The organism is Zobellia sp. B3R18 (assembly GCF_018860715.1).
GTDB lineage: Bacteria > Bacteroidota > Bacteroidia > Flavobacteriales > Flavobacteriaceae > Zobellia > Zobellia russellii.
Genome location: NZ_JAHKQG010000011.1, coordinates 391,160 through 412,014, shown reverse-complemented (window position 1 = coordinate 412,014; position 20,855 = coordinate 391,160). Strand labels below are relative to the sequence as shown.

The following is a 20,855-nucleotide window of genomic DNA, read 5'->3' as shown; positions in this document are numbered from 1 at the left end:
AGAACTGAATTATGTCTAGAAGAGGAGGACCAGCAGAGGTAAACGCCGGATCAATGGCAGACATAGCATTCTTGCTACTAATATTTTTCTTGGTTACCACAACCATTGAAACGGATGCAGGTTTGGATCGTATGTTGCCACCTATTGAGCCGCCTACAGAAGAGCCACCGGTAATTAAGGAAAAGAACATCTTTACCGTTAATATTAACCGTAATGGTCAGTTGTTAGTGGAAGATGAGCTTACTGATATCAAGAGTCTAAGAGAAAAGGCAATGGCTTTCTTGGATAACGGTGGTGCACCATCAGGTTCTCCTGAATATTGTAGTTACTGCCAAGGAAAGAGACTTCCTGAGTCATCTGATAACCCGGCAAAGGCTATTATTTCTTTGAAGAACGATCGTGAGACTAAGTATAGCACTTACATAACAGTTCAAAACGAATTGGTAGGGGCTTACAACGATTTAAGAAACCGTGAGGCTCAACGTCTTTATAAGAGAGATTTTACTGATATGGAAGCTGAATATTTGAATCCAGAAACTGATTCCGGTAGAAAAGAGGATCTAAAGGAGAAGGTTAAAAGGATACAAGATTTATTTCCACAGAAGTTATCTGAGGCAGAGACCGGATCATCCAATTAATTAAGAGTATAAAAGAATAATATATGTCAAAGTTTAAAAAGAAAAAGGACGGAGGTTTACCAGCGGTAAATACTGCTGCGTTACCTGATATTGTATTTATGCTTTTATTCTTTTTTATGACCGTAACGGTTATGAAAGATAACACATTGAAAGTAGAGAATACTTTGCCTAACGCTAGTGAGACCAAGAAATTGGAAAAGAAGGACCGGGTAATATATATTTACGTAGGTGAGCCAACGTCTCAGTATGTAGCTCAATTTGGAAAGGAAGCTAGAATTCAATTGAACGACAAGTTTTCTTCTCCTTCTGATGTAGGTGATTATATTCTACAAGAAAGAGCAAAGAAGCCACAGGAACTTCAAAATGTTTTGACAACGGCTTTAAAAGTAGATAAGAATGCTAACATGGGTTTAATATCTGATATTAAACAACAGTTAAGAGAGGTAAATGCATTGAAAGTTAACTATACAACTTACGATGGAGATGCTTTTAATAACTTGCAGTAGTATTTCTTAAACTTATATGACAAGCGCCTCAGAATTTTTTCTGAGGCGCTTTTTATTTGCTTAATTTTGAGTTATGATTCGTTATGTTGTTATTCTGTTTTTTATGTGCTGCTTTGGCATGTATGGTCAAGTGGTAGGAGATTCAACAGTCGTTGATTCTAGATATTTTGAAGATCAATTTTACATTGGTATAACCTATAACTTTCTTTTGAATCAGCCAGAAGGTGTAAGTCAGCGAAACCTGTCTTATGGTTTACAGGCGGGTTTTATAAAGGATATCCCTTTAAATCATAGCCGTACTACCGCATTAGGGCTTGGTTTTGGTTACGGGGTATATTCGTATTATTCCAATCTTAAAGCAGAGGAAACAGCTTCAGGAATTTTGTATAGCATACTTGAGAGTGATAATGACTTTAAGCGTAATAAAATTGAAACTCATATGTTGGAGGTGCCTTTTGAGGTGCGTTGGAGAAACTCTACAGCCTCTGAGTATAAGTTTTGGAGGTTGTATGCTGGGATGAAATTTGGATATGTTTTTGGGGGAAGGTCCAAGTTAGTGCCTGTGGATACTGGTAAAATATCTTTTTATAATGAAGATATTCGTGACTTTCAATATGGACTTACCTTAAACTTTGGGTATAATACCTTCAACTTGCATGCCTATTATTCCTTAACCGGTGTTTTTAACGATAATGTGGTAGTGGGAAACGAGAGCTTAAATACCAAGCCACTTAGAATAGGGCTTATTTTCTACATATTATAGACCAAAGTTTAAAGCCAGAAGCGTATAATCATTAGCTGCGAAAGAAAGCCAACTAAAAATCCTAGTATTATCTCTGCTCTTGTGTGTGCCTTGAGATATAGTCTGGAAGTAGCTACCAGTCCCGTTAGCAATGTAAATATGCTCAGCCCTAAGGTTATGTTTACCTCAAAGTGAATGCTTAGTGCCGTTAGAAACATAACCAAGCTCCCCATACCCATGAGGTGCATACTTATTTTTAATTTAAAAAATAACGTAATTAGGGTGGTTAGAGACGCGATTATGAGTCCAACAAAGTAAAAGTGTAATTCAGCAATATTGGTGTTGGGAATAACCTTGTAAACCACGAATAGCAGTAAAGTAATGTGAATGTATATTGGGTATCTACGCTCCCTGGCAGATGACATAAAAATACTCGTTACCAAACCTAAATTCTTAAGTATAAAATAGACGATTATAGGAATGATTACCGTTAAGATAAATATGGGTAAGACATTCGCACTTTGAATGGCTATAGGGCTGTATTTTGGCGTAATTAGAAAGTAGGCTAAGGTTCCTGCTACCGGAATAAACAATGGGTGAAAAACGTAGGATATGGCCTTTAAGAAAACCTTCATTAAATTTGTTTGCGCAATCGTGCTACAGGAATGTCTAGCTGCTCTCTATATTTGGCAACCGTTCTACGAGCTATAGGGTAGCCTTTCTCTTTTAAAATTGCCGCTAGTTTATCGTCTGTAAGGGGTTTTTTCTTGGATTCTTCGCCAATAACCGTTTCAAGAATTTTCTTGATTTCCTTGGTAGAAACATCCTCACCTTGGTCGTTTTTCATTGACTCTGAGAAAAACTCTTTAATCAATTTGGTGCCGTAAGGGGTATCAACGTACTTGCTGTTGGCAACCCGGGAAACAGTAGATACATCCATTTCTATTTCATCTGCAATATCCTTTAGTATCATAGGGCGAAGGTTGCGCTCGTCTCCGGTAAGAAAGTACTCGGATTGGTAGTGCATGATAGAGTTCATGGTAATGAAAAGCGTCTGTTGCCGTTGTCTAATGGCATCTATAAACCATTTGGCAGCGTCTAATTTTTGCTTTATGAATAGGACCGTATCTTTTTGCGATTTTGATTTTTTCTTGGCGTCTTTATAGCCTTTAAGCATGTTGTTGTATTCCCTAGAAACATGTAGCTCCGGTGCATTTCTGCCGTTTAGGGTAAGTTCTAGTTCCCCATCAACAATGCGAATGGAGAAATCGGGGACGACATGCTCTATCATCCTGTTGTTTCCGGAATAAGAGCCCCCAGGTTTTGGGTTTAGTTTCTCAATTTCGGAAATAGCATCTCTAAGTTGTTCTTCAGAAATATTGTACTTCTGAATAAGCTTCTTATAATGCTTTTTGGTGAACTGCTCAAAAGACTTCTCAAGAATTGTGATGGCGAGTTCAACACTGGGAGTAGTTTCTTTTCGTTTTAGTTGAATGATGAGGCATTCTTCAAGCGAACGGGCCGCAACGCCGGGAGGGTCCAGTTTTTGAACTAATTTTAAAACCCTTTCAATTGTTTCTTCATCAGTATAGATATTCTGAGTGAAAGCTAGGTCGTCCGTAATATCGGCTATCGGTCTACGGATGTAGCCACTTTCATCTACACTCCCAACTAAAAATTCGGCAATACTCCATTCTTCATCATTTAAATAAACCGTGTTAAGTTGATTTAGTAAATATTGATTGAATGAAGTGCCCGCCGCATAGGGAACGTTTTTTTCCTCGTCGTCCGAGCTATAGTTGTTGGCTTTGGTTCGGTAGTCCGGTATTTCATCATCACTTAAATAGTCATCAATATTGATGTCTTCCGCGGAAATGATTTCACTATCCGAATCTTCATTTTCGTAAGTGTCCGCAAACTCATCGTCCATTGCGTCTAAATCTTCCTTGCCGCTTTCCAATGCAGGGTTTTCCTCTAGCTCTTGCTTTAGCCGCTGTTCAAAAGCCTGAGTAGGCAACTGAATCAACTTCATTAGCTGTATCTGCTGAGGAGATAGCTTCTGCGATAATTTAAACTGTAAGTGTTGTTTTAGCATTTAGGACTAATATAGCTTGCCTTCTAAGATAACTATTTCTAACTAAAATTCTGCATTTTGGGGAGTTCGTGGAAAAGGAATTACATCACGAATATTACCCATGCCCGTAGCAAAAAGTACCAAACGCTCAAATCCAAGACCAAAACCACTATGAACGGCACTACCAAACTTTCTAAGGTCTAGATACCACCATAGTTCTTCCTCATCTATCCCTAGAGCGGCCATTTTCTCTTTTAGGACGTCTAGGCGCTCTTCACGTTGAGAACCACCCACAATTTCGCCAATACCAGGAAAAAGTATATCCATGGCACGTACGGTCTTGCCATCTTCGTTTAGGCGCATGTAGAACGCTTTTATTTTGGCAGGATAATCAAATAAGATAACCGGGCACTTAAAGTGTTTCTCTACCAAGAAACGTTCATGTTCACTTTGTAGATCGGCACCCCATTCGTTTATAGGGTATTGGAATTTTTTCTTCTTATTGGGTTTACTGTTTCTTAGAATATCTATGGCTTCGGTATAGCTTACACGTTTGAAGCTGTTCTCCGATACAAATTTCAACTTTTCAATCAGCGGCATTTCGCTTCGTTCTGCCTGTGGTTTGGTTTTTTCCTCGTCTAAAAGACGTTTTTCCAAAAATTCAAGGTCGTCTTGGCAGTTTTCCAAAACGTATTTAATAACGTTTTTTATAAAATCTTCGGCAAGATCCATGTTGTCGTTAAGGTCAAAGAAAGCCATTTCCGGCTCTATCATCCAAAATTCCGCCAAATGCCTAGATGTGTTACTGTTCTCTGCGCGAAAAGTGGGGCCAAAAGTATATACCTTGCCCAATGCCATGGCATACGTTTCCGCTTCAAGCTGTCCGGAAACCGTTAAATTGGTTTCCTTTCCAAAGAAATCCTCTTTATAATTGATTTCGCCATCTTCGGTCAATGGTGGTTTCTTGCTATCTAGAGTTGTTACTTTGAACATTTCTCCCGCACCTTCGGCATCGGAACCTGTTATGATAGGTGCATGAAAATAGTTGAATCCGTTTTGTTGAAAATACTGGTGAATGGCAAAAGACAATGCGGAACGAACCCTCATTATGGCAGCAAACGTATTGGTACGTATGCGCAAATGTGCTTTTTCCCTCAAAAACTCTAATGAGTGCTTTTTAGGTTGAATAGGATAGGTTTCCGGGTCTGCGGCACCAAGAACGGCTAGGTCGCTTACCTGAATTTCAACTTTCTGGCCTTTTCCTTGACTTTCCACCAAAGTACCTGTAATCTTTACAGCTGCTCCGGTGTTAATTTGTTTTAAGACGCTCTCGTCAAACGATTCAAAATCTACAACACATTGCAGGTTGTTAATGGTAGACCCATCGTTCAGGGCTATAAAGCGATTGCTTCGGAATGCTTTTACCCATCCGTTTATAGTTACTTCTTGTAGTAAGAGGTTTTCTGAAAGTAGTTCTTTTACGCTATACGAGTTCATCTAAGTCACTTGAAAATTGAAGCGCAAAGATAAGTTTTTGAGAAAAGAATCAATACTTCTAACGGTTTAAATCAACCTCAATTTTTAGTTACATCGTCTTCGCCTTGCGGCAGAATGTCTATTTGGGGCTTTTTCAAGATTTTTTTACTCGCAATATTCCTTTCAAGAGACAATAATAGGGAAGGAAGGAGGATAAGGTTAGCTAACATAGCAAACATTAATGTAGCAGAAACTAAGGCGCCCAAAGCTACGGTTCCACCAAAATTTGAAATGATAAAAACCGAAAACCCAAAGAAAAGTACGATGGATGTATAGAACATACTTACTCCAGTTTCACGTAAGGCCGCGTATACTGATTTTTTAATCTGCCATCTATTGGCTATCAACTCTTGCCTGTATTTGGCCAAGAAGTGAATGGTGTCATCTACGGAAATACCAAAAGCAATGCTAAATACCAGTATGGTAGAAGGTTTGATGGGTACACCTACAAAACCCATAATACCAGCGGTCACGACCAACGGTAGTAAGTTGGGAATGAGTGAAATAACAATCATCCGGAATGACCTAAAAAGATAGGCCATAAATAGGGCAATCAAGAAAATCGCGAATGCCAGGGATAGAATTAGGTTTTTTACGAGGTATTTTGTGCCTTTTAAGAATAGCAATGCGCTTCCCGTCATATAAACGTTATAGCGGTCTGCAGGGAAAAATTTGTTGATATTCTCGTTTAGTCTTTCTTCAATTTGCTCCATGCGGTCCGTTTTTACGTCTTGCATAAAGGTGGTGATACGAGCGGTTTGCCCTGTGCTGTCTACAAAGTTTTTCAGTAGGTTCCCATTTCCGTCGGAATTTTGGGCAACTTTCATTATAAAGTTGTTCTCCTGTGAAGTAGGTAACTGATAATATTTTGGAATGCCATTGTAAAAGGCCTGTTTTGAATATTTGACCAAATTTACTACCGAGATGGGCTTTGAAAGTTCCGGGATTTCAGTAATTACCTCACTTAATTGGTCTATGCGTTTTAGGTTGGCCGGTTTTAAAACTCCTTTTGGCCTTTTGGTGTCCACTACAATTTCAACGGGCATGATACCGTCAAACTCCTTTTCAAAAAAACGAATATCCTTAAAAAATTGAGCGTTTTTTGGCATGTCCTCTATGGGGCTTCCCGAAATTTCAATTTGATAGATTCCAATTATACTGGTAATAAGAAGAATCAAAGAAACGATGTAAACCGCAATTCTACGTTCCCTAACAATGCGCTCCATCCAATTTACAAAAGCATCTATCCAGCGCTTGTTAAGGTGTTTTAGGTGCCTTGTTTTAGGAAGCGATAAAAAGCTGTAAATAATGGGGATGATGAGTAGCGATAATATAAAAATACCAATGATGTTAATGGATGCTACAATACCAAATTCCTTAAGCAACTTACTGTCCGTTATAATGAACGTTGCAAAACCGGATGCAGTGGTCATATTGGTCATTAAAGTGGCGTTACCGATCTTGGATATAACGCGCTGCAATGATAAGGCTTGGTTACCGTGTTTTTTGACTTCTTGCTGATATTTATTGATTAAGAAGATACAGTTAGGTATACCTATAACGATAATCAGCGGTGGGATTAAAGCGGTAAGAACCGTTATCTCATACTGTAAAAGGCCTAAAATACCAAAGGCCCACATTACCCCAATTATAACCACGCACATAGAAATGAAAGTTGCCCGGAAACTTCTAAAGAAGAAAAAGAAGATGAGTGAGGTGACACCTAGGGCGGCCAGGATAAATTTCCCAATTTCATCTATGATGTTTTGGGAGTTCATGGTCCTAATATAGGGCATACCTGAAACACGAACATCCAGTCCGGTCTCAGATTCAAAGTTTTCTATCAGGTGGTTAAGGTCTTCAAGGATAAAATCTTTTCGGACACTCGTATTTACAATATCCCCATCTAAGTTTGCTATGGTTCTGACCGTACCGCTCTCTTTGTTAAAGAGCAAATTGTCATAGAAAGGAAGGTCATTAAACAGGTGGTTTTTTATACTGTCTATTTCTTTTTTGGTCTTAACCTTGGAGCTAATGAGCGGCTCAAGAACAAACTTTTGATTTTCGTTGTCCTTTTTTAGTTCTTGAAGGTTATCTAAGGAGAGTACAAAATCTATCTCGGGAAATGCAGCAAGCTGTTTGCTGAATTTGTTCCATCTGTTTATGTTGGTAGGGGTAAAGAGGGTAGAATCGTGAATGGCAAAAACTATGGCGTTGCCTTCTTCACCAAACTGTTTAAGGAAATCACGATACTCCAAGTTAACAGGGTGGTCATCCGGAAGAAGGTTGGCCTGAGTGTTGCTGAAGCGCATATTCTTCCATTGCATACCCAAGAAAACCGTAAATGCAACGATTAAAATAAGTATCAAAATACGATTTCGGAGAATTATACTTGCTGTCTTCTCCCAAAAACCTTGTTTAAGTTTGGCTGCCATCGTTCGATTTTTCCGAGCGCAAAGGTATAGAATGATTAGGTCTGTTCCTAAAATGTAATATTTAATTAACGTATGGGGCTAAATTAAAAAAGCAGCCACTAAGGCTGCTTTTTTAATTCTATTGGAAATTGGGAGGTTAAACCTTCATAATTTCCGCTTCTTTTACAACTAAAAAGGCATCTACCTTTTTTATGTACTTGTCTGTAAGTGTTTGAACATCAACTTCTGCGTTTTTCTGTAAGTCTTCAGAAACATCGCTCAAATCACGAATTTCCTTATTGGCATCTTGGCGAGCGCTACGGATACCTACTTTAGCATCTTCCGCTTCGGCTTTGGCCTGTTTTGTTAATTGAATTCTTCGTTCCTCGGTTAATGGCGGTACATTAATGATTACAAAGTCGCCATTGTTCATAGGGTTGAAGCCTAGGTTGGAGTTCATAATGGCTTTTTCAATTTCCTGTAGCATATTCTTTTCCCAAGGTTGCACAGAAATAGTACGTCCATCGGGAGTATTTATGTTGGCTACTTGAGAAAGTGGTGTCTGAGAACCATAGTATTCTACCATTACGGAAGAAAGCATAGCCGGACTTGCCTTTCCAGCTCGTATCTTCATAAATTCTTTTTCCAAATGCCTCATGGCAGCATCCATACTTTCCTTGGCGGAGTCTAGTATAAACTGTATATCTTCATTCATAATTCAAATATAATATAAGCGGCAAATAAAACTAAATTAAGGCTAAAGATTTACAACAGTACCAATATTTTCGCCTTCTACTAATTTAATTAGGTTGCCCTTTTTGTTCATGTCAAAAACTACAATAGGCAGTTCGTTCTCTTGGCTTAACGTAAACGCAGTGGTGTCCATTACTTTGAGGCCTTTTAAAAGTACGTCTGCAAAAGAGATGGTGTCAAACTTGGTTGCGTTTTTGTCTTTTTCAGGGTCGGATGTATAGATACCGTCTACACGGGTACCTTTTAGAATTACATCAGCCTCAATTTCTATAGCACGCAAAACGGCAGCGGAGTCAGTTGTGAAATAAGGGTTTCCCGTTCCGCCTCCAAAAATTACTACGCGGCCCTTTTCTAAGTGGCGCATGGCACGTCTTCTGATAAAAGGCTCGGCCACTTCGTTAATTTGAATGGCAGATTGTAGTCGTGTTTGTACGCCCTGCATTTCTAAGGCGCTTTGCAGTGCAAGCCCGTTTATAACCGTAGCTAGCATGCCCATATGGTCGCCTTGTACCCGATCCATCCCGGTTGCGGCTCCAGTAAGTCCTCTAAAAATGTTTCCTCCACCAATTACAATGGCAATTTCTACACCTTTCTGTGCTACTTCTTTAATTTCTTCTGCATATTCGGCTAGACGTTTAGAGTCTATTCCGTATTGCTTTTCACCCATTAGGGCTTCACCGCTAAGTTTTAAGAGAATTCTTTTGTATTGCATGGCTAGTATTTCGTTGTGGCAAAAATAATCAAAAAATCTTAGGGTTGGTTTTTGAAGCGACAGATAAAGTGAAGCTTAATTATTTCCTAATAATGGTGCAGGATTCTAGTAAATTTTATATTCTTGTAATCCTCTAAAAATAGGGGTATTACTTACATATAAGTGTTAAAATATATACGATGAGAAAATTAAGTTTACTGGCCGTAACTATACTATTGGCCGGTTGTGGGGCAACAAAGAATGTACTTACTGCGGATAAGACTCCGGTTTTGGCGGTTTTGGATTTAAAGAACGTGGTTGATGATAAAGTTGCTGTTACGGTAGATGCTGGTGCTTTCACCACAGATGAAGTGTCTTTTTTTATACCAAAAACCGTTCCTGGCACCTACAGTACGGATAATTATGGGCAATATATTGAAGGCTTCAAGGCTTTGGATTACGATGGAAAGGAGTTGGCTTTCTCTAAAAAGGACGATAACACATGGACGATTTCCAACGGAAGAAACTTGGATAAAGTTACGTATTATGTAAATGATACCTATGATACGGAAGGGGAGGTAAAGGATAAGGTTTTTTCTCCTTCCGGAACAAATATTATAGCGGGTAAAACCTTTATGCTCAACCTACACGGTTTTGTTGGTTATTTTGGTGGACTTAAGGAGGTACCTTATGAATTGTCTGTTTCAAGGCCGGAAGCACTAAAGGCTACAACGTCTTTAACTCCCAAGAAACTGGAGTCTCCAGTTGCAAATGTTGATGTTTTTACTGCGGATAGGTATTTTGATGTAATTGACAACCCTATTCTTTATGCCAAACCAAATACGGAGACTTTTGAGATAAATGGTATAACGGTTACATTAAGTGTTTACTCTCCAAGCGGAATTTATTCTGCATTGAGCCTAAGAGATCGTATGGAGAAAATGATGGGAGCCCAGAAGACATTTTTGGGAGAGATCAATGGAACCAAAATTTATAACATCCTATTGTATTTGTCAACTATGGAAGCTGATGATGCTTCTGGTTTTGGGGCATTGGAGCACCATACCTCTACGGTGGTTGTTTTGCCTGAGGCAATGACAAAGGATAGATTAGAGCAGGCAATGGTAGATGTTGTTTCTCACGAGTTTTTTCACATCGTCACACCGTTAAATGTGCACTCCGAAGAGGTGCAATATTTTGACTTCAACGACCCTAAAATGTCCCAGCATTTATGGATGTATGAGGGAACCACGGAATACTTCGCCAATCTTTTTCAGATTCAACAAGGGCTTATTGATGAGGCGGATTTCTATGAGCGTATGATGGGTAAGATAAATAATGCAAAAGCTTATGATGATGATATGTCTTTTACCGAAATGAGTAAGAACATTCTGGTAGAGCCCTATGAAAAGAACTATGCGAATGTTTATGAAAAGGGTACTTTGATTAACATGGCGTTGGATATTCAGCTAAGGGAGCTTAGTAATGGTGAGAAAGGTGTGTTATGGTTGATGAAGGAGTTAACTAAGAAGTATGGTAACAACACGCCGTTTAAAGATGATGAGCTTATAGATGAAATTGTAGCTATGACCTATCATGAAATCCGTGATTTTTTTGATACCCATGTTATTGGTAATACCCCGATTAATTACAACGATTACTTGAAAAAAGTAGGGTTAAAAACCGCTTTGGTTGAGCAGGAGACCGGATATTTTTTAGATGGGGATAATCCTTTTATTGATGTTGAGCAAGGCGATGAAAATGTAGTTTTTATACGAAAAGGAATACAGTTAAATAGCTTCTTTAATGACTTACAGGCTCAGGGAGGCGATGTTATAAAGAGTATTAACGGTACGCCAATTACTTTAGCGTCCATAAGGTCTATTATAGGGCAGAGTTTTGCGTGGTCTCCGGATACTGAGATTAAAATGACGGTTAAACGAGGAGAAGAGGAACTTGAGTTAGAAGGTAAGGTTGGTAATCCAACTTTAAGTATTGAAACGATAACTCCAATTGCAGATGCTAGTGCAGATGCCGTTAAGCTAAGGGAGATTTGGATGAAAGGGAAATAAGGTGGTTTTTCAATAATTTGAGTCGTCCTAAAATAGGTTGACAGTTTTTAAATAATAAATATCAAACCAGAGAAGCTAGCTTCTCTGGTTTTTTGTTGTGTATAAAGTTAGGTGTTTTCATATTAAGGCTCAAGTGTGGTCTTTTGCCGTTATAGGTTCTTATCGATTCGGCTATGAGCTTTTTCAATTCTTTTCCATTGTTACATTTATAGATTAGGAATTCACCTTTCAATATGCCGTTTATCCGTTCCGCCAAGGCATTTTGGTAGCAATCATACCCATCCGTCATCGATGGGGCCATGCTATTTCTTCTCAGTTCTTTTTGGTATATGGCCGAGCAATACTGCAATCCCCTATCGGAATGATGGATCAGGTCTTTGCTCGTCGATCTATTGCCGTTCGCCATTTTTACCGCCTTCACCACATTCTCCGCACTCATATCGTCACTAAGGTGATACCCCATTATTTTTCTACTATAGGCATCGGTCACCAAGGAAAGGTAATGTGTCCGCTCCCTGCTTTTAATTTACGTAATATCACTGACGAAGAACTCCTCCGGTCCGCAAACTTCGGTTCCCTTCATCAGATTGGGATATTTTCTAAGCCAATGCTTGGAGTTCGTTGTCCTGGTGTAATTCTTCCTTGGCCTTATCAACATCGATTCCGAGCGTAAATATCCGAACAGGGCATCTCTTCCTATCTTTAAATTGTGCATTGCGAGCTCGTCCTTTAAAAGATAATACAATTTTCGTGTACCGAGCCTGGGCATATCCTTGCGGACACCTTCGACCAGGTTCTTTACCTTTAAAAAATCTTGTTCTCTTTTAATGGTACGTTTTTCTCCTTGGTAGACGGCCTGTCTACTTATCCCAAACAATCGACAACAACGGGATAAACTTAATCGTTGTTCTTGTCGGATGCGCTGGATTGATTGGGTGAATGCTTTTTTCTGATAGCGGTACCATACTGCTTATCGGCGATATCGATCATGGTATTGAGAATTTTGTTCCGTAATTTTTCATCGGAAAGCTCTCTCTCCAAGCGTTTGATCTTCTGTGCAGGTGTTTCTTTTGATTTTGGCATTTGACGGCGTATTGGTTTGCTCCAATCCAATGTACCATGTTTTCTCAACCAAACCAAAACCGTGCTCCTGCCTTGAATACCATAAGCCTTTTGTGCCTGCTTATAGGTCATCTCGCCTTTTTCGACCTGCTGGACAACACTGAGTTTAAAGCCCAGATTGTAATCGCGTTGAGTACGCTTTGTTACCGTAATACTTGAATGTTTCATAAATAAGTCAATTTTATGTTAACTTATTTCAGGACGGGACAAATATAAATAAAGAGCGCTACTTTCTCAGTAGCGCTCTTTTTGTTTTAAAACGGACTTTGTAATTGATGGGAAGTTGTCTGTAACTTTTGTTCGTGTAAAAGAGAAATAAGAAATAGATTAGGAAAAAAAAGAAACCCGGTCTAACATAATTCGTTAGACCGGGTTTTATATAAGGTTTAATCTCTGATTTATCCTACTGTTGCACGCTTAAAGCCTGTAACATGAACATCTCCGTAAGATTCAACATACTTTGCAACGCTTATTTTTTCATCTTTAATGAAATTTTGATCTAATAAACATTGTTCTTGATCTAAAGTAGTGTTATCCGAAACAAATCTTTCCATTTTACCTGGAAGGATTTTATCCCAAATTTGCTCTGGCTTGCCTTCAGCTTTAAGTTGAGCTTTAGCATCTTCTTCTGCTTTGGCTATAACTTCATCCGTTAATTGAGACATTGAAATGAACTGAGGAACGTTTTTAAGGGTTTTACCTAAACGGCCTAATTCTTCATTGTCTTTTTCTATAACGGCAATTCTAGCTTCTGTTTCTGCAGCAACAAATGCAGGGTCAAAATCTTTGTAAGATAATGTAGTAGCTCCCATTGAAGCAACTTGCATAGAAAGGTCTTTTGCCAACACGTCTGCAGACTCTACTTTGGCGGATAGGCCAACTAAAGCAGCAATCTTGTTAATGTGAACATATGTTCCAACGTAAGGAGCCTCTAGTTTTTCAAAAGCAGTGATTTCTAGCTTTTCACCAATAACTCCTGTTTGCTCGACTAATTTATCGGCAACGCTCATTCCTCCAAAATCCGCATCTAAAAGAGCTTCTTTAGAGTCATAGTTTAAAGCTATTTCCGCAAGTTGGTTTGCTAAAGCTAGGAAGTTTTCGTTTTTTCCAACAAAATCAGTTTCACAACCTAGAACGATTGCTACACCAGCGGTTTGATCTGCATTCAATTTAGAAACAGCAGCACCTTCCGATGAATCTCTGTCGGCTCTTTTTGCGGCTACTTTTTGACCTTTCTTACGAAGAACGTCAATTGCCTTGTCAAAATCTCCATCAGCTTCAACCAAAGCGTTTTTGCAGTCCATCATTCCTGCGCCAGTTGCTTTTCTTAATTTGTTTACTTCTGCGGCTGTAATTTTTGCCATTTTCTGTGCTATTTTTCAATTTGCTCTAAGATAGAGTGTAATTTCAGCTCTATCTTAAAGCAAATGTTATGTTATTATTATTGTTTGCAATAAGGTGGCAGAACTTATTCTACGCCTCCTTTAACATTGTCTTGCCATTCTTTAAGCTCGTCCCATTTACCGTCAGCAGCCATTTGAGCTTGCTTTGGCCATGAAGTTGGGTCAAGGTGGGCCATTCTAGAGCTAGCCTCTGTAAGGATTTCCTTGATTTTTTCAGGGTCACCTTCGGCTAATTTAGCGTAAGAGTCAAAACCGGCGTTTACCAAAGCTTCGGCAGCTTTTGGTCCTACACCTTCAATTTTTGTAAGATCAACAGATTCTGTAGCGGCTGGAGCTTCTGCTTTAGGAGCTTCTTTTGCTACTTCTTTCTTTGGTTGCTCTTTTTTGGTTTCTTCAGCACCTTCTTTACCTGATTGTTTTTCAGATTTACGCTCAGCAAGACCTTCTGCGATTGCATTGGTTACTTGAGTCATAATAATATCGATAGATTTTGAAGCATCATCGTTAGATGGAATCAAATAATCAACATCTCTTGGGTCTGAGTTTGTGTCAACCATTGCAAAAATAGGAATGTTCAATTTTTGAGCTTCCTTAACAGCAATGTGCTCACGCATAGTATCAACAATGAACAATGCACCAGGTAGACGTGTCATGTCAGAAATAGAACCTAAGTTCTTTTCTAGTTTAGCACGAAGACGGTCTACTTGAAGACGCTCCTTTTTAGATAATGTCATGAACGTACCGTCTTTTTTCATACGATCGATAGATGCCATTTTCTTTACCGCTTTACGAATGGTAACGAAATTGGTCAACATACCACCAGGCCATCTTTCTGTGATGAAAGGCATGTTTACGTTCGCTACTTTCTCTGCAACGATGTCTTTTGCTTGCTTTTTTGTTGCAACGAAAAGAATTTTTCGTCCAGATGCAGCAATTTTTTGAAGAGCCTCGTTGGCTTCATCTAATTTTGCAACTGTTTTGTAAAGGTTGATAACGTGAATCCCGTTACGCTCCATGTAGATGTAGGGCGCCATGTTAGGGTTCCACTTTCGTGTAAGGTGGCCAAAATGCACACCAGCTTCCAATAATTGTTTTACTTCGACTTTCGCCATTTGAATTTAGTTTACGTTCTTTTGAATAGGCAATGCCTGAGTGGTATGTCTATAAATAGACAAGCCTCGAGCATTTAGATGCTAAACTAACGGTGCCTTTGAGCATGAGATGCTCTTGGGTCTCCCGAATAACTATCTTGTGAAAAATAGTTTTTAATTTATTCGCTTTAAGCGAACTTTCAATGAACTTTGATTAAAGAAAAATATAAAAAAAGGTATCCATCGTGAAATGGATACCGTAATAATCTTGAATATTAACGTTTAGAGAACTGGAATTTCTTACGAGCTTTCTTCTGTCCAAATTTCTTACGTTCTACCATTCTTGGGTCACGAGTTAATAAACCTTCTGGTTTAAGAGTTAGTCTATTTTCTTCGTCAACTTCACACATAGCTCTAGAAAGGGCTAAACGTATAGCTTCTGCTTGACCGGTAATACCGCCACCGTATACATTAATACTTACATCGTAAGCATCTTCGTTTTCAGTAAGTGCAAAAGGTTGTTTAACCTTGTACTGAAGAGTTGCCGTTGGAAAATAGTCATTAAGGTCTCTTTGGTTTACAGTAATATTTCCTGTACCTGCTGAAACGTATACACGGGCAACCGCTGTTTTTCTTCTGCCGATTTTGTGAATGGTCTCCATTACTTGAATTCTTTTAAGTTGATAACCTGTGGTTTTTGAGCTTCATGATTATGAGCTGTACCTACAAAAACCTTAAGGTTTCTGAAAAGGTCCGCACCTAATCTGTTCTTTGGAAGCATGCCTTTAACCGCTTTTTCTACAATTTGCTCAGGTTTTTTGGCCAAAAGCTCTTTTACAGATGTAGAACGCTGACCACCAGGATAACCTGTGTAACGCAAATAGGTCTTATCGTCCCATTTGTTACCTGTTAAATTGATTTTCTCAGCATTGATAACAATCACGTTATCACCACAATCAACATGAGGGGTGAAACTTGGCTTATGTTTTCCTCTAAGCATTTTGGCAACTTTAGAAGCCAATCGGCCTAAAGTCTCTCCTTCTGCATCAACTAATAGCCACTGTTTGTCAACAGTTGTTTTATTGGCAGAAACGGTCTTATAACTTAATGTATCCACTACGGTTACTTTTTAATTAAACACTTCAATCCCGTCAAACGGGCTGCAAATGTACACTAATTCTATTGAAAAACAAGCGCTGTTTTCGGAAAATTTTTAGTTAAAAACACTCTTTTTCAATTTCTTAATCATTTTTATGACAAAAAAACAGATCCTAGGTGTTCAAGAATCTGTTTTTTTTTAAAGGAGTACTTTGGCAAGTTACCCGATTTAGGGTGTTGGATTTACAAATTTAAGGTTAATCCAACATTGTAATATTTGTTTTTGCCAATATTTCTCCCATCTATAATTGTAGCGCCTCCAATATTAGCTCCAATAAATTTTGTAAAGGGAACAAAAACGGTTCCTCCCAGTTTTGAGTAGTTCACGATTGTTTCCGGAAAATTTCCGGCAAAACCGGGACCCATTATGTCAACCCCGTTCAATGACGATTGTGAATCTAGGAATGCGTCTAGGTAAAAATGCTTACCGGCATAACCTAACTTTAAGACTGCATTAACCACATCAGGAGCGTCAAAATCACTACCGTTACCCAAGCTAAAATTGTTGTCTGCTTTGCCTCTATGTCCATAGCCTCCCATGACCATGGCAAAAAAGCCGTTATTGTTCTTGTATTGTAAGCCTACTTTGGCATCTATACCTGGTGCGCCGGATCCCAATGATAAGATTCCGCTAGGTTCATAACCTAAGGGTACGGACCCGCCCAAGGCGACAATATAGGTCATTGATCCATTCTCTAGGTTTTTGGTAAATGGAGCCCATTTTAAGAAGATACTAAGGTCCTGAAAATCTGACTGCTCTGTTGTGCCGTTGATTGGGTCAGCTACACCGTTACCCTCTTTTTTTATGTATGGTAAATTTGCAATTGCGGTTAAATTGTCCGTAACGGCGTAAGTGGCATGTAGGCTATAGATGGTTTGGTCTATTTCATTATGTGCGGGCACAGGACTTACCTCTTGGCCACCTACATAGAACTTATCATAATTACCTGATAAATAGGATAAGGAAATACTTGTTTTTCCTTTCTTGCTAAAGAAACCATCAATAGGGCCTTGAGCGTTCAGATTACTTGTAAAAAGCAAGGTTGCGATAAAAATCTGGAGTAAAACTGTAATTCTGTTTTTCATAGTTATAGGGTTCTAAAATTTACAGTTTTGTACGGCACTTTATGTTTGCCTTACATATTAAATGTTAAAATTTAGTTTGACCTATAGGAGTAGTGGGGTATATGTAATGTCTTAGATGATATTAAGTAGTTGATTTAAAGGCGGGAGTAGTGTCCTGAGCGATTGAAGTAAGAGTATAATTCCGTACTGAAAACAAAACAAAACAAAATCTTTAAATGATTATTGCTTGTAGAATTTAGTGCAGATCTTTTCTTCGTTAGAGTGTACATTAATAATATAAGCCCCGGCATCTAGAGAGGACACAGGTATGCTAATAGCATTTCTTCGGATTTCCCATTGATGGGATAATACGGTATTTCCATAAATATCCATGACGGATATATTAGCCTTTGCGGTATTCTTTAAACCTAAAATATTAACTACGTTGCTAGCGGGGTTAGGAAAGACCTTTACTTTCTTTTTGGTGGTTATGTTCGTGCTATGGCCAGTTTTGTGCATTGGTGTATCTTGCGCATGGCTATTGCACACTAAAAAGAGAATGGTAAAAAGGGTCGCTAAAGTTTTCATTTTAAATTTAACTTGGCCTATTGTATTTGGAATAGGACTGTAAAAGTAAAACTGAAAAGCCCTTTACACGAAAAAATGTTGTGAAAGGGCAGGTTTTGTATGTCTAATGCGCCTCCAGCCAATCTTGGCCAAGGCCAACTTCTACATCTAGCGGTACCTCTAGTTTGTAGGCGTTCTCCATTTCGGATTTTATCAATCCGCTTAATTCATCCAATTCCGGTTTGTAGATATCAAATACCAATTCATCATGTACCTGTAAGAGCATTTTGGATTTGTAGTTGCCTTCCGATAATTTCTTGTGAATGTTGATCATGGCAATTTTAATAATATCTGCAGCGCTACCTTGAATAGGGGCATTAACGGCGTTACGCTCTGCAGCCCCACGTACAATGGCATTACTTCCGTTGATATCTTTTAAATAACGTCTTCGTCCCAAGACTGTTTGTACATAGCCATTGTCACGGGCAAAATCTACCTGCTCGCTCATGTAATTTCTTAGCTTTGGGTAGGTTTTATAATAGGTGTCAATCAGTTCTTTGGCTTCGGAACGGGATAAATCGGTTTGGTTGCTCAATCCAAAGGCGGAAACCCCATAAATAATTCCAAAGTTTACGGTTTTGGCGTTGCTCCTTTGTTCGCGAGTTACTTCTTCAATAGGTACATTGAATACTTTTGATGCCGTGGAAGCATGAATGTCTTCTCCGTGCTTAAATGCTTCTATCATCGTAGTCTCTTCGCTCAACGCGGCAATGATGCGCAGTTCTATCTGAGAATAATCCGCAGCCAATAAAATGTAGTCTTCGTTGCGGGGTACGAATGCTTTACGAACTTGGCGGCCTCTTTCCGTACGGATAGGGATGTTCTGTAAATTAGGATTATTACTGCTCAAACGGCCAGTAGCTGCAACGGTTTGCATATAATCTGTGTGGACTCTTCCCGTTGTGGGTTCTACTTGTTCCGGTAAAGCATCAACGTAGGTGCTTTTGAGTTTTGCCAACCCACGGTAATCCAATACGTTTTGAATAATTTCATGGTCCTTGGCCAAATAGGAAAGAACATCTTCCGCGGTAGAAAATTGACCTGTCTTTGTTTTTTTCGGTTTGTCTACCAATTTCATTTTGCTGAAGAGAATTTCACCTAGTTGCTTTGGTGAACCAATATTGAATTCTTCACCTGCAGCTTCGTAAATTTTTTCTTCAAGATTTTTAATATCGTTGTTCAGGTCTTCCGAAAGGCTGTTCAAAAATTTCTTGTCCAGGTTGATGCCTTCCAGTTCCATATCGGCCAGAACACGTAGTAGCGGAACTTCAATATCTTTAAAAAGAATATCGGTTTTGGCCTCGGCCAGTTCCGGTCTAAAATGCTGTGCCAATTGAAAAGTAATGTCTGCATCCTCTACAGCATATTCCGTTTGCTTTTCCAAAGGAACATCGCGCATGTTTAGCTGATTTTTTCCTTTCTTGCCTATAAGCTCAGTAATGGAAATAGGGGTGTAGTTCAAATAGGTTTCGGAAAGCACATCCATATTATGTCGCATATCCGGGTTTATAAGGTAGTGCGCCAACATGGTGTCAAAGAACATGCCTTTAACCTTAATGTTATACTTGTTCAACACCTTAATGTCATATTTAAGGTTTTGACCTATTTTTTCAATGGTTTCCGATTCAAAGAAGGGGCGTAGGATTTCTATAAGTTCCTGTGCTTCCTCTTTGTTTTCGGGGAATGGAATATAGTATCCTTTAGTGGCTTCCCACGAAAATGCGATACCTACAAGCTGGGCTTCCAGCGGATTTAATGAAGTAGTTTCCGTATCAAAACAAACAGAGGTTTGTTTCATTAGGTTTTGGACAAACAGCTTCAAGGCCATACCCGGTGCCACGCTTTGGTAAACATGGGGAATATCCTTAATGGTCTTTCTGCTAGAGCTGTCCGCTATGGTTGCTGCAGATGCGCCATCGCCACCAAACAAAGAAAATTGCCCGCTTCCGGCAGATGAGGAAGTTGATGTCTGCTTTTTTGCCGTTTCGGTATTGCTTACTTGGGTTTGGGGTTCTGTTTCCCCAGAGAATATTTTAATAAACTGGTCTTTTAACCTTCTAAATTCCAGTTCCTCAAAAATCTCTTGCACTTTTTCACTGTCGGGGACTGAGAGTTCGTAATCTTCGGCATTAAAAGTAACATCGCAATCTATACAGATGGTCGCCAGTTTTTTAGAGAGCAGCCCCAACTCTTTGTTCGCCTCTACCTTTTCTTTCATTTTGCCCTTTAGCTGGTCCGTATTCTCTAAAAGGCCTTCCATAGAGCCAAATTGCTCAATGAATTTTTTTGCGGTTTTGTCTCCAACGCCAGGTAGTCCGGGTATGTTGTCACTGGCATCACCCATCATTCCTAGGTAGTCTATGACCTGTTCCGGCCGTTCAACTCCAAAACGTTTTTGTATTTCGGGAATGCCCCAAATTTCTATTCCGTTACCCATTCTTGCCGGACGGTACATAAAGATATTTTCGGAGACCAACTGGCCAAAATCTTTATCGGGTGTAACCATAAAAACCTTGTAATCTTCTTTTTCAGCTTGTTTTGCAAGGGTTCCTATAATATCGTCCGCTTCCCAACCTTCAAGAATTACCGAGGGTATGTGCATTGCCTTAAGAATGTCCTGGATATAAGGAATGGCAGTACGGATAGCATCGGGGGTTTCATCTCTATTGGCTTTATACTCCGGGAACAGTTCGGTACGTTCGGCACTTCCTCCTTTATCAAAGCAGACGGCCAAATGGTCTGGTTTTTCACGTTTAATCACATCAAAAAGTGAATTCATGAACCCCATAATGGCAGAGGTGTCCATGCCCTTGGAGTTGATTCTCGGGTTTTTTATAAGTGCGTAGTAGCCACGAAAAATAAGTGCGTAGGCGTCTAGTAAAAAGAGTCGTTTTTGTTCTGGCATTTTATAGTTTTTCAAAAGGATTCAAAGCTAATCAAGTTTTTGAATTCTTTTAAGTGTT

General features: G+C 39.2%; 17 protein-coding genes and 1 pseudogene. 4 read left to right on the top strand and 14 right to left on the bottom strand.

Annotated elements, in window-relative coordinates:
- The first annotated feature begins 11 nt into the window (after positions 1–11).
- The 3 genes from KO513_RS08245 to KO513_RS08235 all read left to right on the top strand — a co-directional run bounded on the left by KO513_RS08245 (position 12) and on the right by KO513_RS08235 (position 1,907).
- A complete protein-coding gene (locus KO513_RS08245) occupies positions 12–638 on the top strand; it encodes an ExbD/TolR family protein (protein WP_215912992.1) in 627 nt (208 codons plus the stop codon).
- Positions 639–661: 23 nt separating this feature from the next.
- Entirely contained in the window at positions 662–1,144 is a 483-nt protein-coding gene (locus KO513_RS08240; protein WP_215438547.1) for an ExbD/TolR family protein, read from the top strand.
- Between the two features lie 73 nt (positions 1,145–1,217).
- On the top strand, positions 1,218–1,907 hold the full coding sequence (locus KO513_RS08235) for a porin family protein (RefSeq protein WP_215912991.1): 690 nt from the start codon (positions 1,218–1,220) through the stop codon (positions 1,905–1,907).
- 8 nt (positions 1,908–1,915) lie between these two features.
- Here the strand turns inward: KO513_RS08235 and KO513_RS08230 are convergent, their stop codons facing one another.
- The 6 genes from KO513_RS08230 to pyrH form a co-directional block, all read right to left on the bottom strand.
- Positions 1,916–2,521: a hypothetical protein gene (locus KO513_RS08230; protein ID WP_215912990.1), complete on the bottom strand. Its 606-nt coding sequence runs from the start codon at positions 2,519–2,521 to the stop codon at positions 1,916–1,918.
- Positions 2,521–3,981 carry an RNA polymerase factor sigma-54 gene (gene rpoN / locus KO513_RS08225; protein WP_215912989.1) on the bottom strand — a complete coding sequence of 487 codons (1,461 nt, stop codon included), beginning with the start codon at positions 3,979–3,981 and terminating at the stop codon, positions 2,521–2,523. Before rpoN ends, KO513_RS08230 begins: the two co-directional genes overlap by 1 nt.
- A 42-nt stretch (positions 3,982–4,023) precedes the next feature.
- Positions 4,024–5,457 (bottom strand): asparagine--tRNA ligase, encoded by a 1,434-nt coding sequence (gene asnS, locus KO513_RS08220; protein ID WP_215438543.1) that lies wholly within the window; start codon positions 5,455–5,457, stop codon positions 4,024–4,026.
- Positions 5,458–5,534: 77 nt separating this feature from the next.
- On the bottom strand, positions 5,535–7,931 hold the full coding sequence (locus KO513_RS08215; RefSeq protein ID WP_215912988.1) for an efflux RND transporter permease subunit: 2,397 nt from the start codon (positions 7,929–7,931) through the stop codon (positions 5,535–5,537).
- Positions 7,932–8,067: 136 nt separating this feature from the next.
- Positions 8,068–8,625 carry a ribosome recycling factor gene (gene frr / locus KO513_RS08210; RefSeq protein WP_215912987.1) on the bottom strand — a complete coding sequence of 186 codons (558 nt, stop codon included), beginning with the start codon at positions 8,623–8,625 and terminating at the stop codon, positions 8,068–8,070.
- Between the two features lie 42 nt (positions 8,626–8,667).
- On the bottom strand, positions 8,668–9,375 hold the full coding sequence (pyrH, locus tag KO513_RS08205; protein WP_215438540.1) for a UMP kinase: 708 nt from the start codon (positions 9,373–9,375) through the stop codon (positions 8,668–8,670).
- Positions 9,376–9,554: 179 nt separating this feature from the next.
- On the opposite strand from pyrH, the gene KO513_RS08200 reads away from it, so the two are divergent.
- Complete coding sequence (locus KO513_RS08200) at positions 9,555–11,426, top strand: M61 family metallopeptidase (protein ID WP_215912986.1); 1,872 nt, start codon at positions 9,555–9,557, stop codon at positions 11,424–11,426.
- Positions 11,427–11,487: 61 nt separating this feature from the next.
- On the opposite strand, the pseudogene KO513_RS08195 reads toward KO513_RS08200, so the two are convergent.
- The 8 genes and pseudogenes from KO513_RS08195 to polA form a co-directional block, all read right to left on the bottom strand.
- Positions 11,488–12,716: pseudogene (locus KO513_RS08195) on the bottom strand (IS3 family transposase).
- Positions 12,717–12,946: 230 nt separating this feature from the next.
- Positions 12,947–13,912 carry a translation elongation factor Ts gene (gene tsf, locus KO513_RS08190; protein WP_215912985.1) on the bottom strand — a complete coding sequence of 322 codons (966 nt, stop codon included), beginning with the start codon at positions 13,910–13,912 and terminating at the stop codon, positions 12,947–12,949.
- 104 nt (positions 13,913–14,016) lie between these two features.
- Complete coding sequence (gene rpsB / locus KO513_RS08185; protein ID WP_215912984.1) at positions 14,017–15,063, bottom strand: 30S ribosomal protein S2; 1,047 nt, start codon at positions 15,061–15,063, stop codon at positions 14,017–14,019.
- A 254-nt stretch (positions 15,064–15,317) separates the two neighbouring features.
- A complete protein-coding gene (gene rpsI / locus KO513_RS08180) occupies positions 15,318–15,704 on the bottom strand; it encodes a 30S ribosomal protein S9 (RefSeq protein ID WP_215438536.1) in 387 nt (128 codons plus the stop codon).
- Entirely contained in the window at positions 15,704–16,159 is a 456-nt protein-coding gene (rplM, locus tag KO513_RS08175) for a 50S ribosomal protein L13 (protein WP_215438535.1), read from the bottom strand. Before rplM ends, rpsI begins: the two co-directional genes overlap by 1 nt.
- A gap of 224 nt (positions 16,160–16,383) precedes the next feature.
- Positions 16,384–17,286, bottom strand: a complete 903-nt coding sequence (locus tag KO513_RS08170; protein WP_215912983.1) for a hypothetical protein — start codon at positions 17,284–17,286, stop codon at positions 16,384–16,386.
- Positions 17,287–17,505: 219 nt separating this feature from the next.
- Complete coding sequence (locus tag KO513_RS08165) at positions 17,506–17,853, bottom strand: T9SS type A sorting domain-containing protein (protein ID WP_215438534.1); 348 nt, start codon at positions 17,851–17,853, stop codon at positions 17,506–17,508.
- 103 nt (positions 17,854–17,956) lie between these two features.
- On the bottom strand, positions 17,957–20,797 hold the full coding sequence (gene polA / locus KO513_RS08160; RefSeq protein ID WP_215912982.1) for a DNA polymerase I: 2,841 nt from the start codon (positions 20,795–20,797) through the stop codon (positions 17,957–17,959).
- Between the last annotated feature and the right edge of the window lie 58 nt (positions 20,798–20,855).